Origin of the sequence: Methylobacter psychrophilus, assembly GCF_025583945.1 — a bacterium.
Lineage (GTDB): Bacteria > Pseudomonadota > Gammaproteobacteria > Methylococcales > Methylomonadaceae > Methylobacter_C > Methylobacter_C psychrophilus.
Genome location: NZ_JAOEGU010000069.1, coordinates 1 through 15254, shown reverse-complemented (window position 1 = coordinate 15254; position 15254 = coordinate 1). Strand labels below are relative to the sequence as shown.

The 15254-nt window shown below is 42.4% G+C and carries 13 protein-coding genes; 5 read left to right on the top strand and 8 right to left on the bottom strand.

Going from position 1 to position 15254, the window contains the following annotated elements:
• Positions 1-105: 105 nt before the first annotated feature.
• Positions 106-3273, bottom strand: coding sequence for an efflux RND transporter permease subunit (locus N7974_RS18700; RefSeq protein ID WP_262967067.1), 3168 nt, complete (start codon positions 3271-3273; stop codon positions 106-108).
• Positions 3274-3289: 16 nt separating this feature from the next.
• The gene (locus N7974_RS18695) at positions 3290-4399 is read right to left on the bottom strand and encodes an efflux RND transporter periplasmic adaptor subunit (RefSeq protein WP_262967066.1); all 1110 of its coding nucleotides are present in this window, start codon (positions 4397-4399) and stop codon (positions 3290-3292) included.
• 427 nt (positions 4400-4826) lie between these two features.
• On the opposite strand from N7974_RS18695, the gene N7974_RS18690 reads away from it, so the two are divergent.
• The 4 genes from N7974_RS18690 (at position 4827) to N7974_RS18675 (ending at position 8329) form a co-directional block, all read left to right on the top strand.
• The gene (locus N7974_RS18690) at positions 4827-5039 is read left to right on the top strand and encodes a hypothetical protein (RefSeq protein WP_262967065.1); all 213 of its coding nucleotides are present in this window, start codon (positions 4827-4829) and stop codon (positions 5037-5039) included.
• A gap of 63 nt (positions 5040-5102) precedes the next feature.
• Complete coding sequence (locus N7974_RS18685) at positions 5103-6302, top strand: ATP-binding protein (protein WP_262967064.1); 1200 nt, start codon at positions 5103-5105, stop codon at positions 6300-6302.
• The gene (locus N7974_RS18680; RefSeq protein WP_262967063.1) at positions 6299-7651 is read left to right on the top strand and encodes a sigma-54-dependent transcriptional regulator; all 1353 of its coding nucleotides are present in this window, start codon (positions 6299-6301) and stop codon (positions 7649-7651) included. Before N7974_RS18685 ends, N7974_RS18680 begins: the two co-directional genes overlap by 4 nt.
• A gap of 324 nt (positions 7652-7975) precedes the next feature.
• On the top strand, positions 7976-8329 hold the full coding sequence (locus tag N7974_RS18675; protein ID WP_262967062.1) for a hypothetical protein: 354 nt from the start codon (positions 7976-7978) through the stop codon (positions 8327-8329).
• A 112-nt stretch (positions 8330-8441) separates the two neighbouring features.
• Here the strand turns inward: N7974_RS18675 and N7974_RS18670 are convergent, their stop codons facing one another.
• The 6 genes from N7974_RS18670 to N7974_RS18645 all read right to left on the bottom strand — a co-directional run bounded on the left by N7974_RS18670 (position 8442) and on the right by N7974_RS18645 (position 14302).
• Complete coding sequence (locus N7974_RS18670; RefSeq protein WP_262967061.1) at positions 8442-10064, bottom strand: glycoside hydrolase family 5 protein; 1623 nt, start codon at positions 10062-10064, stop codon at positions 8442-8444.
• A 201-nt stretch (positions 10065-10265) separates the two neighbouring features.
• Complete coding sequence (locus N7974_RS18665) at positions 10266-11135, bottom strand: universal stress protein (protein WP_262967060.1); 870 nt, start codon at positions 11133-11135, stop codon at positions 10266-10268.
• Entirely contained in the window at positions 11135-12628 is a 1494-nt protein-coding gene (locus tag N7974_RS18660; RefSeq protein WP_262967059.1) for a SulP family inorganic anion transporter, read from the bottom strand. Before N7974_RS18660 ends, N7974_RS18665 begins: the two co-directional genes overlap by 1 nt.
• A gap of 129 nt (positions 12629-12757) precedes the next feature.
• A complete protein-coding gene (locus tag N7974_RS18655) occupies positions 12758-13198 on the bottom strand; it encodes a MarR family winged helix-turn-helix transcriptional regulator (RefSeq protein ID WP_262967058.1) in 441 nt (146 codons plus the stop codon).
• A 305-nt stretch (positions 13199-13503) separates the two neighbouring features.
• On the bottom strand, positions 13504-14073 hold the full coding sequence (locus N7974_RS18650) for a GNAT family N-acetyltransferase (RefSeq protein ID WP_262967057.1): 570 nt from the start codon (positions 14071-14073) through the stop codon (positions 13504-13506).
• 91 nt (positions 14074-14164) lie between these two features.
• Complete coding sequence (locus N7974_RS18645) at positions 14165-14302, bottom strand: hypothetical protein (protein WP_262967056.1); 138 nt, start codon at positions 14300-14302, stop codon at positions 14165-14167.
• Positions 14303-14851: 549 nt separating this feature from the next.
• On the opposite strand from N7974_RS18645, the gene N7974_RS18640 reads away from it, so the two are divergent.
• A partial coding sequence (locus tag N7974_RS18640) for a methyltransferase domain-containing protein (RefSeq protein ID WP_262967055.1) occupies positions 14852-15254 on the top strand: 403 nt, incomplete at its 3' end.

Sequence of the window (15254 nt, the reverse complement as noted above, 5' to 3'; positions counted from 1 at the left end):
CACGCAGCGGATTATTAATTCGCTGGGCAAAAATGATGACACATTTTTAATCGACGACCGTATCTTCCAAGCCGCAGAAATTGGCAGGATTCATGCGAGAGCTGCTTAAATTTTGGCGAAGGTATTGGTGAATGGAACGTCTTCATTGGTTCCGTCGTGATGATACTTATCGGCAATGCTTGCAAATATCACATATAACCCTGGAATAGTAATTACCCCGAAAATGGTCCCAAAAATCATTCCCCCTGCTGCTGCTGAGCCGATAGTGTTGTTACCTATCTCTCCTGCACCCGAGGCTAACATTAACGGAATAAGACCGGCAATAAACGCAAATGAGGTCATTAAAATAGGGCGTAACCGTAGCACACCCGCTTCCACGGCAGCTTCAAATGGCGTTTTTCCTTGACGGTGTTTCAATGTGGCAAATTCAATAATCAGAATGGCATTTTTTCCAAGTATACCAATGAGCATAATCATCGCTATTTGCGCGTAGATATTGTTTTCCAAGCCCATAATCATGAGTAAAAACAAGGCGCCGAAGATACCAATTGGCAAAGAAAGAATCACCGCTAAAGGCAACAGGAAGCTTTCATATTGTGCCGCGAGAACCAAGTAAACAAATAACAGACAAATCATAAAAATATAAATAGCCTGATTGCCGGCGTTGGCTTGATCTCTTGATGCCCCTGCCCAATCGTAACTAAAGCCTTTGGGTAATTTTTTCGCGGCGACGTCTTTGATTGCTGCAATAGCTTGCCCGCTGCTGTATCCTTTTGCAGACTGTCCATTGATCATGGCAGAGCCATACATGTTGAATCGCGTCAACTGCTCCGGACCATAGACTTTTTCAATACGAAGAAAGGAAGAAAAAGGCACCATCTTTCCGGATTCATTTTTGATGTACAATTTCATCAGGTCGTCAGGTTGGGCACGATATTCGGGCAGCGCCTGCACCATGACTTTATACATCTGACCGAAACGAATAAAGTTGGTAGCATATTCACTGCCTATGAGGGTTTGCAGAGTGCTCATGGCATTCTTGGCAGTAATGCCCTTTTGAGCGGCCTTATCACCGTCAATATGCAGTAAAAGTTGTGGGAAACGTGCATTGAAGGTGGTGAAGGCATTGATAATCTCGGGGCGATTGTTGAGTTCTTCTACAAAAGTATCCGCTACTTTCTGCAATTGCTTAAGATCGTTTGAGCCGGTTTTGTCCAACAAGCGCATTTCAAAGCCGCTCGAATTGCCATAACCAGGCACAGGAGGGGGGGTGAAAAATTCTATGTCGGCATCTTTGATGTGTTTGGTTTTTTCTTCAAGAACGCTGATAATTTCCTTATCAGAGACAGTTCTTTTTTCCCAGTGCTTTAAGCTGATGAGGTTCATTCCATAAACGGCACCGGTGCCTTCAGAGAGGAGACTGAATCCGGCAAGACTTGAAACAGAATTGACGGCATCCAAACCCGATGCGATGCGATACACTTCATCCGCCACTTTTTCAGTACGTTCCAGGGTTGCTCCCGGCGGTGCAGTGATATTGGCATAGATAGTGCCTTGATCTTCCTCGGGAATAAAGCCTGCAGGTACAAACTTCCCTATCAAACCGGTACCCACAGAAAATGCCAGTACGATTCCAAACGTAATAATCCTTCGGTTGGCAATCGCACCGATCAGTTTTCTGTATTTATCAGACAGTCTGTTATATCGATTATTAAATCCGGCAAAAAATTTCTGAAGTCCTGATTTTTTATGCGTATCAGCGTGATCGGCTTTTTTTAGAAACAAAACACATAGTGCAGGAGTTAGTGTCAGTGCGGTGATACCTGAGAGAATGATCGCAACCGCCATGGTTAGAGCAAATTGTCGGTAAAAAATTCCGGTAGGACCTTCCATAAAAGCGACCGGAAAAAAAACTGCCGACATGACCAGGGTGATCGCAATAATCGCCCCGCTAATTTCACGCATGGCGCGCTCGGTTGCTTTGCGTGGCCCGATGCCTGAATGCTCCATTTTGGCATGTACCGCTTCAACAACCACGATGGCGTCGTCTACGACAATGCCAATGGAAAGTACCAAGGCAAACAGCGTGATAAGATTAAGGGAAAAGCCTATCAACTGCATAAAGAAAAAAGTGCCGATAAGTGATACCGGTATAGCAATAATAGGTATGAGGGTTGAGCGAAAATCCTGTAAAAAGATGAACACCACCAAAGCAACCAATAAGAAGGCTTCCAGTAATGTTTTAATGACTTCATGAATAGACGCATCCAAAAACTCGGAAACATCGTAACTCAGAGTGTAATCCATACCGGGTAAAAAAGAGTCGTCTTTAATATCAGCCATGAGTTTTTTTATATCTTTTATTACATCTTTAGCATTGGATCCCGGTCTTTGTTTTAATATTATGGCGGCAGAGGGTTGCCCGTTTTCCTTGGAAACGACTTTATAACCTTGTGAATCGAATTCAATGCCGGCAATATCTTTTAGACGAATCAACTCCCCATTTACATTGCTCTTAATGATTATTTGTTCGTAATCATGCTGGGTTTTGTATTTTCCGGTATAACGTAAAACATATTGCAGCGATTGAGCGGTTTTTCCGGAACTTTCGCCAATTTTACCTGGTGCAGCTTCCACATTTTGAGCTTTCAATTTTTCTATCACTTCTAAAGCAGAAATGTTGTACATCAGCATCATATCCGGCTTTAACCACACTCGCATGGCATATTCCCGTGCTCCCAGTATTTCTGCGAAGCCTACGCCTTCAATCCGTTTAATTTCTTTAAGAACATTGATGTCTGTAAAATTGAACAGAAACTTTTCGTCTAATAACGGATCGGTGCTCAGTATGTTGATGTAAAGCAGCATACTGTTTTGAACTTTTTCAACTTCCACTCCTGCTTTAATTACTTCTTCAGGTAATTCGTCCAAAACGGTTGCCACTCTGTTTTGAACATTTACAGCGGCGATATCAGGATTAGTTCCTGCTTTAAAAATAATCTGTATGATACTGACTCCGTCATTACCGGAAACTGTATTCATATATGCCATTCCAGGTACACCATTTATAGCTCTCTCAAGAGGTGTTACCACTGCCTTGACACTGGTTTCTGCATTAGCACCAGTAAATTTTGTAGTGACATTGACCTCAGGAGGCGCGATATCGGGATACTGGGTAACAGGAAGTTGGAATAAAGACAACAAGCCCATTAATGTGATGAAAATAGATATGACGATGGATAGTACCGGACGATGAATAAATTTAGATGTCATGTGTATTAGTTCCTATTTAATCTTTACTGTTTGGCAACATCGCTGTTGCCAAATCGACTTCAACAGAATGTATTTTGTTGCCATCCTTTACATCATCAACACCTTCGAACAGTATCTTTTCTTCTTTAGACAAGCCGGATTCCACGACATAAAAATCTGGCAGCCGCATTTTGGGGATGATATTTCTTTGCTCCAGGACACTATCTTGATTAACGACGAAAACATAAAGCTTGTCTTGAATTTCAAAAGTTGATTTTTGAGGAATGAGCAAAGCATTTTTAAGCTCTTTATTTACAATCACCTTGCCATTCGAGCCATGCTTTAAAAGTCCATCGGGATTTGGAAACCTTGCCCTAAAAGCAATATTACCTGTTGCGCGGTCAAATTCGCTTTCAATCATTTCTATTTCTCCCTCGTGATCATAGAGAGCACTATTGGCAAGTTTTAAACTCACTATTTTTGTCTTTTCCCCCCCGGCAGAAATGTAATTAAGATAATCGGTTTCCGATAGGTTGAAATAAGCAAATACCTCCTGACTGTTAGAAATAGAAGTCAACATATCGCCTTCCGCTATCAAGCTTCCCACTTTATTCGGAATACGGTTGATAAAGCCGTTGAATGGCGCTTTTATTTGTGAATATGATAGCTTTAAGGCTACCTGCTCCTTGTTTGCCAAAGCCTCCTCGACGCCGGCTTTTAAAGCGTCTACCTTTGCTTTAGCTACATCAAGCTCCGTTTCAGAAATAATTTCTTTTTCCACCAACCGCTTCACATTAGCTAATTCCACTTCGGTAGCCTTCAATGCGGCTACAGAACTTTTATGAGCCGCGTTCGCTTTTTGCAATTCTTTTTCAAATGTTAAATAGTTAAGTTTAAATAATAATTGTCCTTCTTTTGCCGATTGGCCTTCGTCCACATAAATTTTTTCGACGTAGCCTTTAATTTTGCTTCTAATCTCGACGTATTTCACCGAGTGAATTTCGGCTACATATTCGTTACTGTAGGTGGCATCTTTAACTAGGGGTGTTACCACCTGATATGTATCGATAGTATTGGCTTCTTTTTTTGAGTCACAAGATGCCGTAATTAAGCACAAGGCAAGGAACAGTATTTGGCTAATTTTCATTTTTAGTAGTTATGCAAAGTAGAGTTTTTATCCATGGCACAAATTGCGTGGTTATGTTTCATTCAGTCATGGATGTGGATTGTTTAAACAGATGAAATTGAACTGAAAGAATTTTTTAACCTGTTCACTGAGCGTTACGGTTACTTTTTTCAATCTATCCATTAATAGCATCCAAACTGAATCCGTGAAGGGGGGTAAGCGGTTATCAAAAGTAATTTTATATACATAAAAAATGAGTTATTTTTTGAACAAAATTGCAATGATGATAGAAAATATTTATAGTCTCTTAGATTCTAAAAGCAAAAAACACGCCATATATTTTTTTCTCTATTTCTTGCTATATTTCATAAACTTACTTTAAATAGTTACAAATATTACGTTATGAGCTTGTTGCATTTTGCAACAATTAAGTGGAAAATATCTCATTATGCCTATCATTTATAAATTAGCGATTTCCTTATTTGCCTTAAGTTTGATAGTTTTTGGTATTTATGGAACCTATCAAATTCGATCTGAATCGCAGGATTTACGAGATACCGTAGAGCAAGACACGCGTTTATTAGCCAATAGCTTGCTGGTTTCAGTCGAAAACTCGTTGCGTGATCATGACACTGGAGACGTGCAAAAACTGATGCAGTAATTAGAACGTATCAAACCCTCTGTCGACGTCCGCATCTATATTCAAAACCGCAGTGTCATTAGTTTGGATGCAGAAAGCTTGGTCTGGCCGGAAAAAGTCGAAGCTGCCTTATACCAGGCGGCAAGAGATGGTGAGCTGAAACAATTTTATTATCCAGAGGAAGAACCCTACTTATTTATTTTTTCGATGCCCTTTAATGAGGTATCAAGCACTTTACGTGGCAATGTGGCCGTCATAAAGTCACTGAAAATGATGAATGAAAAGTTAAGTAAAACCAAAATCTATATTCTTTTATCTTTCATTACTTTCATTCTGTTCACTTCCTTGCTTTGCCTTTTATTAGGCCATATCTATATTTCTCTACCCCTACAAAGACTTCGTCAGGCCATGCGGGCTTTTAGGTACAGCACAGACCCCCCAAAACCTTTACCTGTATATGGTAAAGATGAACTTGCTTCCGTGACACAAGAATTTAACCGGATGACTGCCGAGTTATTTTCGGCTTACCGTCGACTGGATGTTGAAACAGAACATCGGCAGAAATTACAAAGGGCATTACAAGACGCGGATAAATTGATTACGCTCGGTCATTTATCAGCTGGATTTGCTCACGAAATTGGCTCACCATTACAAATTGTTAACGGCAGGGCAAGGGCTCTCGCGAAGTGCAATGATGATTATGATGAGGTGCGCCGCATTGCCAACATATTAGTCGATCAAACTGACCGTATCACACGAATAGTCCAGCGTCTCCTGGATTTTACGCCCCGCAGTTCGGCTGAGCCTGTGAGCTGTGATGCTATCGCAGCTATTGCTGAAGTTATTGATATGCTGGGTTTTGAAGCTCGGCGTCAAGAAGTAGCAATGACTTTTGTACACCCCGAGTCGTTGCCGCTAATATCTATTAACAAAGATAGTATCCAACAGGTCGTTTTAAACTTGCTCACCAATGCGTTAGCAGCCATTGTTAATACAGGCGCGATAACTATCGAGTTATCCCAGGCTTCGATTATCTATGCTGAGCAAACAATTCCGTCGCTAAAACTTACCGTAGGCGATACGGGTACAGGAATTGCCCAGGAACATCTCGCCCAGATTTTTGAACACTTCTTTACTACTCGTAGTAGACAAGGTGGCACTGGTCTTGGTTTGGCTGTGGTCAAGACATTAGTTACTGAAATGGGCGGTAGCGTCATGGCCGAATCAGAACTTGGAAAAGGTAGCCTATTTATCATTCAATTGCCCTGGAGAAAATTTCTATGATGACAACAAGTGGTCGACTTTTAGTGATTGACGACGATCCAGGTGTTGTTGATTATCTAACTGACATGTTACGACAGGTTAATTATTCGGTCATCGGATTTACAGAAACTGCTGAAGCACTTAAAGCTATCAAAATTGAGCCCTTTGACCTTGTGATATCAGACATTATCATGCCTGGGATGCGTGGACTGGAATTAATGGCTGCTATACACCATAAACGGCCTGAACAGTTGGTATTACTAATGACAGGCTTTGGTTCCATTGATTTAGCGATGCAAAGTATACGTGCAGGTGCATGCGACTTTTTAACCAAGCCTTTTCGTATCGAAGATCTTTATTCTGCCGTGACACATGCACTTGAAGATCGGCAAATGCGGCGTACGGCAGTAAAAATAGGCTATATCGGTGATAAAAATAGCGACTCGAGCATCTTTATAACCCATAGCCCATGTATGCAGCAATTGTTGAGTATGGCAAAACGGGCGGCGGTAGTAAATTCAACGATACTTCTAACGGGGGAAAGCGGTACCGGAAAAAGCGCATTGGCCCATTGGATCCATAACAACAGTCAAAATAATCTAGGCCCTTTTATCGCCGTTAATTGCGCTGCATTGCCACACAGTTTAGTGGAAAGTGAATTGTTCGGTGCCCGTAAAGGGGCTTTTACCGATGCCAGCAAAGATAGGCCAGGTTTGTTTTCACAAGCCAATTTAGGGACGCTATTTCTGGATGAAATTGCTGAACTACCGTTAGAAATACAACCTAAGTTACTGCGCGTATTGGAAAGCGGAAAAGTCCGTGCGTTGGGCGATACTAAAGAAACCGAGGTCAATGTCCGCTTAATTGCCGCTACCCATCAGCCTCTGGAGCAGCGCGTCAACGACAAGCAATTTCGCTTCGATCTTTATCATCGACTGAATGTGATTAATCTTGAAGTGCCACCGTTAAGAGAGCGTAAGGAGGATCTTGACGAGTTAACCAAGACATTAATCGATACAATTTGTCTACGTCTTGGCAAACAAGGATCGGTTAATATTTCGATGGAAGTGTTACGTTGGATTCGGGCCTATCATTGGCCGGGTAATATCCGGGAGCTTGCCAATACCTTGGAACGCGCTATCGTACTTGCCGAACACGATACCATTTTATTAGAAGATTTGGCCCAGGCATCGAAAATACCGGTCAGCGACAAAGGTTTTCTGGACTTAGCTATAATACAAGGATGGACGGTAGATGATATTCAGCAAGCTTACATTCACCATGTTTTAGAAGTAACCGGTGGCAATAAAATTCAAGCGGCTCGGATACTCGGATTAGACCGAAGTACTTTATACCGCAAACTCAGCTAATTTCTTTATAAATGGGTATTTATTACTTGTCTCAGCAAGTTACCACGATCTACTCTATAAAATAACCTTTTCTCAGCGCGTTTATGCGTAGCAATTCTATTCGTATCTTAACTGTTAAGTTACGGATAGAAACTAGTTATCTAGAAGTTTGGTATACCCTTTAATTCAATGGCCGGCCGATCCTCGTCTGTCAGTGTCCATCAAACAGAGCATCGGTTCGTGCTCGCAGCAGGGTAGGTAGGTGACCATTCAAAACGGTACCTGGTTTGAAATAAGTGGTTACACAAAATTATTTACATCGTCTAAATCAACAAAGGTCATTTCATGAAAATAATTATTTTTTCTATTATTACGGGCTCTGTATTACTCTATTTTTTAAATGTAGCGCTACTAAAAACCTATTTACCCAATCTTGATTGGATAATCCATGCCAGTCTACGATTTTTGGTGGGTTTTCTTGTCATAGGGGTTAGTTTTTGGTATGCAAAAGCACTTACACTCAAAAATGCTCTCGTTATAACGGTTTTTATTGTGATAGCGGATTACCTGTATGATTACAATATAGAAGCCTATAGACTTAATTTTGAAATAATATTACACGGTATTTATATGTTAATTTGGGGCGCAATATCCGGTTATTTGACAGCAATATATGTAAAAGAAAAATTAACTAATTAGGCCAATGGTTCGGTTTTAGCCAATGAGCGATAAACTTCCAACTGACCGTGCAAGTTGGAAGCCACTTTTTTCTTATTCAGCACGCTCTTAAATGTTCAGTGTGGCTGGTAATTTATGAGTTATTCAGTTTTACCGAATGGTTTTCCAGGTCTTTTTGTTTAAGGATAGCGTCATGTTGTTGCAATACCTGCTGGTCTTGAAGCAGGGGTTCATTCAGGTCCTCTAGCATCACCACTTTGGCTTTTAACTCATTGACTTCCTGGTGCAGTTGATCCTTATCCTGTGGCAAGTCGATATTGATTTTTTCATCCATATTTAATTCACTGACAGCCGGTTTTTGTTCTACTTCGGATTTAAGAGCCGTTAAGGTATCTTCCTGGCTTTCATTTTTTAAGGCCTGCGTACCAGCAAACTTAAAGGCTACTTCTACTGTCACCGGATTGTTTTGTGGCACCGGTTTTTCTGCATTAGCCGTAAAGACTTGAGTGGGTCGCTTCAGGTTTAAGCCTAGGGTTGCTTTTTGCATCGCGTTGATGACGGTAGGGTTGGGTGAAAAATAGTCTGGCGTGTTCCATTGACCCCATTTGTATTTGATCGTGTTTAAATCATCTGTATCGATATTGACAACATTGCTGTTTTGCTCTGCTGTGTTGTACATACCCCAGTTATTGCGGCCCATCACCTTATAAGACCACGTAGTCCAGTGGCTGCCGGTTTCTGTAAATTGCTGAAGTCCGTAATTCCAGGATTCGGTATTTCCGAACAGCGTGAATTCGCCTATAAAATGCGGCACGTTATATTCTGAACTCCATTTTTTAGCATCCTGTATCCATCCATCTACAGCACTTTTCATCACCGCGAAGTCGTCATTGTTTTGCCATTGGTAATAGTGCAAAGAATAGACGACGTTCTCCCAACTTTTCTCTTGGGGATTGGGCAGTGTATCCCACCACCAGATAGCTTCCATAATGATGATATGGTCGGGATCAATCTTTCGGATAGCCTGATACAAACGGTCGTAAAGATTAACCACCTCAGGCCCCATAGCTCCCGGAAAGGTCCCTGAGGGTTCATTCAACAGGTCATAACCGGCTACCGCCGCATTACCTTTAAAGCGCGTAGCAAGGGTTTCCCAAAGCGCTACCAATTGATTCTGATAGCGCGGAGTGGAATAAAGTAGCGTGCCGTTTTGCCGGCCCGAATGATGGGCACCGTTTTGTGACCCCGGCGCACCATGTAAATCAAGAATGGTGTAGAGCCCATATTCCTGCGCTTTGTTTACGGTCCATTCAATCCGGGATAAGTCAATGGCACCATTATCGTCCAGTCTCCAGTTGCCCTCATCATCGATATGGTTAAGCGCATATATTGGCAAACGGATACAGTTGAGACCGGCGTCGGCGATATTCTTGAAATCAATGTCTGTGATCCAGGAATTCCAATAAGTATTGTATAGATCACTGACAGCCGTTTCACCAAAACGAGCGGTAAGAATATTTCGCGCATCCCACTCATTTGATGCGCCGGCTAATGGCGACATCCAGGGTTCGTGAACCTTCCAACCACCCAGATTGGTGCCGTAAAGATGCACATCTTTGCCCGCGCCATAACTGTCCCTGATATTCGTTCCATCCACTTTAAGAAAATCTGAAGCGGAACAATATAAAGGTAATGCTGCCATCAGCGCCCAGAGTAAAACGGGTATTCCAGGTAACATTGAGAGATTCAGTTTCATAAATAGTATTATTGTTTATAGTGCCGTTGATTCAGGACTTTGCGTGTTAGCATTAGTATTTTCAGCGATACTACTTTGCATTGCAAATAACGCGAGACTTAATAATCCCCATAGAATACATTTCATAAGCAGTAACAACTAATAACATTGAATAGTGTGTTTGCCAGCTAAGGGCTGGTAACCTGCAAGCCTCGTGGGTAATCATCTAAGCAATAGCAGCGGCTTTTGGGTATTTAGCAGCATCTTGGCAGTAAAGGAGCCTAATAGCAGATCATGGATACGGGTATGGCTGAATGCACCCATTACTATCATATCAATCGCGTGCTTGTCCTGATAGTCACAAAGTGCCTGATTGGGCTTGCCTGAAAGTTTTTTGCTGATCACTTCAAGACCGCCAGCATTCCTCAGTTTACTGGCAGCCACTTCAATTAATAGTTCAGTGACAGCATCATCTTTGCCGACATAAACCAGATGACAAACCAAGCCTTTATAAAGCGCACTTGTTGCAATCATATCGACAGCTTTTTCTGCTGCTTTGCTGCCATCATAGGCAATCATGATACGTTGCGGTTTTTTGAAGGCGGCGTTAACGACCAAAACAGGCGTATGTAGTGAGCGAATGATAGACTCAAGTTTTGCACCTATCTGATCCGGTTGGTTTTCATGTGCTTTTCCTCGTAAACCAATAACTAGGACACGAATACTGTCTTCAATTTCTATCAGTGATTCGACCAGATTACCATGACGCTGATCGGTAACAGGCTCGGCAAGTCCGGCTTGAATAATGCGGTTTCTTGCTGCATTAATTATCAATTTCCCTTGCTGTAATAGTAACTTGCTACGTTGCTGTTCGATAGAGATCAGCGCTTCGAGCAATGTTTCCTGACTACCCAAACCAATATTACCGGATAAATCAGTTATCGCGGCGGCTTCTTGATGGTGATCAATGGTATGCAGCAGTTTTAACGGTGCATTGATTCCTTGCGCAATCCAGGTGGCGTAATCACAGACGGCTTCTGTCAATAACGAACCATCAATACTCGCTACGACCATTTTGTTATTCGTTGCCATTAGTGTCCGCCCATGATTTTTTCAATTTCTTCCGGTTTATCATGAATACCAAAACGATCGATAATCGTTGCGCTGGCTTCATTCATACCGAGTAACCGGACATCGGCACCTTCACGTCGAAATTTAATCACCACTTTATCCAGTGCAGCAACTGAAGAGATATCCCAAAAATGTGCGCGCTGTAAATCGATGATTACTTTATCAACGGCTTCTTTAAAATTAAAACTTACCGTAAATTTATCGACTGAATTAAAGAAGACTTGACCTGTTACCTGATAAGTTCGGGTATTGGTTGGCTCATCCAGAGCAGATTTTACCACCATGAAATGGCCGATTTTATTGGCGAAAAATAAGGCCGCCAGCAACACGCCGGTTATGACACCAAAGGCCAGATTGTGCGTCCATACCACCACAATAACGGTAGTTATCATGACGATGATAGTTGATAAAGGATGCTCTTTTAATTGGACAATGGAGCGCCAACTGAAAGTACCGATCGAGACCATGATCATCACCGCCACCAAGGCGGCCATCGGGATTTTGGAAATCCAGGTATCCAGAAAAACTACCATGACCAGCAAAAACACTCCCGCAGCTAATGTCGACAGACGTCCTCGCCCACCTGATTTAATGTTAATGACAGACTGACCGATCATCGCACAGCCGGCCATGCCCCCCAATAAGCCGGCACTGATATTGGCAAGCCCCTGACCTTTACATTCCCGGTTTTTATTACTGGACGTATCGGTTAAATCATCGATTATAGTGGCGGTCATTAACGACTCCAGTAAACCAACCACCGACAATCCGGCTGCATAAGGCAAAATAATCTGCAAGGTTTCCCACGTCATCGGTACTTCAGGCCAGAGGAAAATCGGCAAGGTATCAGGCAATGCACCCATGTCGCCAACGGTGCGTATATCCAGATGTAAATACATGGCAATACCGGTCAACAGCACAATGCACACTAACGGCGACGGTAAGGTCTTGCCGATCAGAGGCAGGTAGGGAAATAGATAGATAATCGCCAATCCACCAGTCGTCATCGCGTAAACATGCCAGCTTACATGGGTCAGTTCCGGTAATTGCGCCATAAAAATCAATATTGCCAGCGCATTAACAAAGCCCGTGACCACCGAACGCGAAACAAAACGCATCAAGCCGCCGAGCTGTAGATAACCGAAAATGATTTGAAAAATGCCGGTTAATACCGTTGCTGCCAGCAAATACTCTAATCCGTGATCCTTGACCAAGGTCACCATCAGCAACGCCATAGACCCCGTTGCCGCACTTATCATGCCTGGCCTGCCGCCAACAATTGCCGTTACTACCGCAATACAAAAAGACGCATAAAGTCCGATTTTAGGGTCAACGCCGGCGATAATCGAAAAGGCGATGGCTTCAGGAATTAAAGCCAGGGCAACGACAGTTCCAGCCAGCAGATCCCCGCGAATATTGCCGAGCCAATCCTGTTTTTTTGATAAAAAGAGCATGTAATTCCTTTAAGTACAACGACGCAGGCATAGAAAATGTCTCGTCATTTTTATAAAACTGATCAGTAAAAGATACCGCCAAACACCTGATAAAAAAGCTTGATTGAATAATGCGGAAGATTAATTCTTCTAAGCGACAGCTTTGGACAAGGAACTTGGGCTAATGCTGTTTTTAACTCGCTCAAGCAAGGTAGTTAAGGTTTCTTGTTCGCTGACTGTTAGGGTGCCAAGTACCTCGGCTTCTACTGCGTCGGCAATATTCCATAATTCCTGCATAACCAGATACGCCTTAGGCATCAATTCAAGGCGATAAGCTCGTCGATCGCTAGTATCTTTATTACGCCTGATCAGCCCTGCGGCTTCCAATAAGTCAATTTGCCTGACCAGGGTAATTGGTTTGATTTCAAGGCTTTCGGCCAGATCAATTTGGCGACAGTTTTCATTACCGGACAAATGTACCAAGACGCGCCATTGGGCATGGGTTAAACCGATGTTTTCAGCTTTTTTATTAAAACGCTGACGAATGACGTGACTGATTTCGTAACTTAGAAAGCCAAATTTAGAAGGCATAGAGAAATAAATATAGTAAGCAAAAGGTATAATATCATTTAATTTAGGTTTGGTCTAATAAGGGGGCTGAGCCTTGAAATTCAACTGTACGAAAAGTCTCGCTATGCCTTGCAGGCAATCAAGCCAGATTTCTAAATGGGACAATACTCACGAAAGTGACCAGCTAATTTAAATAATTAAACTCGTGCTACCAGCCAATAGTAGATCTGAAATTTCCGTTATCAGGTTATTTGGTCTGTTCAAATTTAGGTAAGGCTTATAGAATGGTCAGGTTTTCTTTCATCGTGTGTTTTAGTGGCTGACATCTAAATAACACAATTGCGCTCATTTAAAACATTATTTGTTTGGCAGTATTTACGCATCAGAATCACGGTTCTTGCATCCCCTCCAACTTGATACTTTTCTTTTCCAACCACCAAGTAATTCCAATTTAAATATTTCCTCTGTGCGATGACGTTTCCATTCCAGACCCGCAACCAAATACTGCGAAAACCTCGATTCCAGGCATGTGACTCAGCATGCATTAATAGTAGCTTACCTATCCCTCGTCCTCTGTAGCTTTCATCAACATAAAGACGTTGAAGTTCGATAGTACGATCGGGATTAATACATGCGGGAGAAGGAGACAGGATTAATTTTGAGTATCCATACAGGTTTGATTCTAAATCTCGGCATACAAAATAGATAACTGAGGGATTGTTGATTTCAGCAGTTATAGTTGATTTTGAAAATGCATCGTTGGTGTATTCCTCCAAATCTCTTAATGATAAGGTATCTTTATAAGTATCGATAAAAGACCTTCGTCCGAAATCGGTAAGGAAATCGGCGTGGGAATCATCAGCTTTAATTATTTGGTAATGTTCGTCTTGTTTCATTCATTCCTAACGCAATATATATGACATCGATTGTCTTATAAAAAATCTAAATTAAAAAGCCCGAACGGCACGCACACTAAGTCGGCTGTGCTTATTGTAACGATCCTGATCGCCATTGCCGAAGCCTTGGACCCATGACAGACACACCAGCTGCTGTTCCGATACTTATACTCACTAACGTTCCCACAATCAGCCAAGCCATTGCCGCCGTTTTTTTAAATCTACTCATTATTCTATCCACAGGGTTGGCCTTGTTTCGCATAAGGCATAAAAAACTGGTATCTCTTTTTGGACCAGTCGTGTGCGGTATTGCGATGTGCCTTAACAGTATCAATTTTCATGGTTTTTAGTGTATCCTGTCAACGCGATTCGGACATTACATTGCTATTCGTGAAGCGACAATTTTACAATTGTTGCTCAAACTATTTCGTGTTTATTCCTAAGTAAATAGCGTAATGGCCTGTTTCAGGCTTCCAGCACCGGTAGTTTTCCTTTTGGTCACGTTAACCTACTTGCCCTTTAGCGTTTATAGCTGGAATGAGTTTGCTAAACCTGATGTCATAGCCCGCAATTTTGTGATCACGGTTTGTGATAATGCCGCCAATCAGGCTTGTCCCCTTTGGCCTGGACAACCAATCGGGGTGCCGGTCATTTACTGCACCAGTAAATGTAGCATTTTTTTCAGGAAACGGTTTTACGCCGTAAGGTAAAAATTAACAAAGCTTGATCAGTTCTTTTTAAACTAATCGTCACAAACTAATTCAACGAGAGAGTAATCATGATCGAGTCAGTGGAAATAGACATTTTAGGCACCAGTGGCAAAAATGGCCAAAACACAGATGAGGCAAAAGCGAAGGCAGCGAAAGCCTACAATGCCGCCGCAGATCACTTCGACCATCCGGTCAGCTCTTTTTGGCATCGCTTTGGCAGGCGAACCATTGAACGAATCAATCTGCAACCGGGCGAACGCGTGCTGGATGTTTGTTCAGGCAGCGGAGGTTCTGCGTTGCCGGCGGCAGAAATGGTTGGGCCGGATGGACACGTTATTGCGGCAGATCTTGCCGAACGCCTGATTGATCTGGCCAGAGCCAAGGCCGAAGTCAGGCACTTGGAAAACATTGAGTTTCACGTTGGCGACATGCTGGCTCTGGGTTATCCCGATGATAGTTTTGATGCGGTGG

Excerpts from the sequence above, each read along its gene's own strand:
- N7974_RS18670 (WP_262967061.1), bottom strand. The coding sequence starts at position 10,064 with ATGAAACTGAATCTCTCAATGTTACCTGGAATACCCGTTTTACTCTGG.
- N7974_RS18680 (WP_262967063.1), top strand. The coding sequence starts at position 6,299 with ATGATGACAACAAGTGGTCGACTTTTAGTGATTGACGACGATCCAGGT.
- N7974_RS18665 (WP_262967060.1), bottom strand. The coding sequence starts at position 11,135 with ATGGCAACGAATAACAAAATGGTCGTAGCGAGTATTGATGGTTCGTTA.
- N7974_RS18675 (WP_262967062.1), top strand. The coding sequence starts at position 7,976 with ATGAAAATAATTATTTTTTCTATTATTACGGGCTCTGTATTACTCTAT.
- N7974_RS18690 (WP_262967065.1), top strand. The coding sequence starts at position 4,827 with ATGCCTATCATTTATAAATTAGCGATTTCCTTATTTGCCTTAAGTTTG.
- N7974_RS18650 (WP_262967057.1), bottom strand. The coding sequence starts at position 14,073 with ATGAAACAAGACGAACATTACCAAATAATTAAAGCTGATGATTCCCAC.
- N7974_RS18645 (WP_262967056.1), bottom strand. The coding sequence starts at position 14,302 with ATGAGTAGATTTAAAAAAACGGCGGCAATGGCTTGGCTGATTGTGGGA.
- N7974_RS18700 (WP_262967067.1), bottom strand. The coding sequence starts at position 3,273 with ATGACATCTAAATTTATTCATCGTCCGGTACTATCCATCGTCATATCT.
- N7974_RS18660 (WP_262967059.1), bottom strand. The coding sequence starts at position 12,628 with ATGCTCTTTTTATCAAAAAAACAGGATTGGCTCGGCAATATTCGCGGG.
- N7974_RS18695 (WP_262967066.1), bottom strand. The coding sequence starts at position 4,399 with ATGAAAATTAGCCAAATACTGTTCCTTGCCTTGTGCTTAATTACGGCA.
- N7974_RS18655 (WP_262967058.1), bottom strand. The coding sequence starts at position 13,198 with ATGCCTTCTAAATTTGGCTTTCTAAGTTACGAAATCAGTCACGTCATT.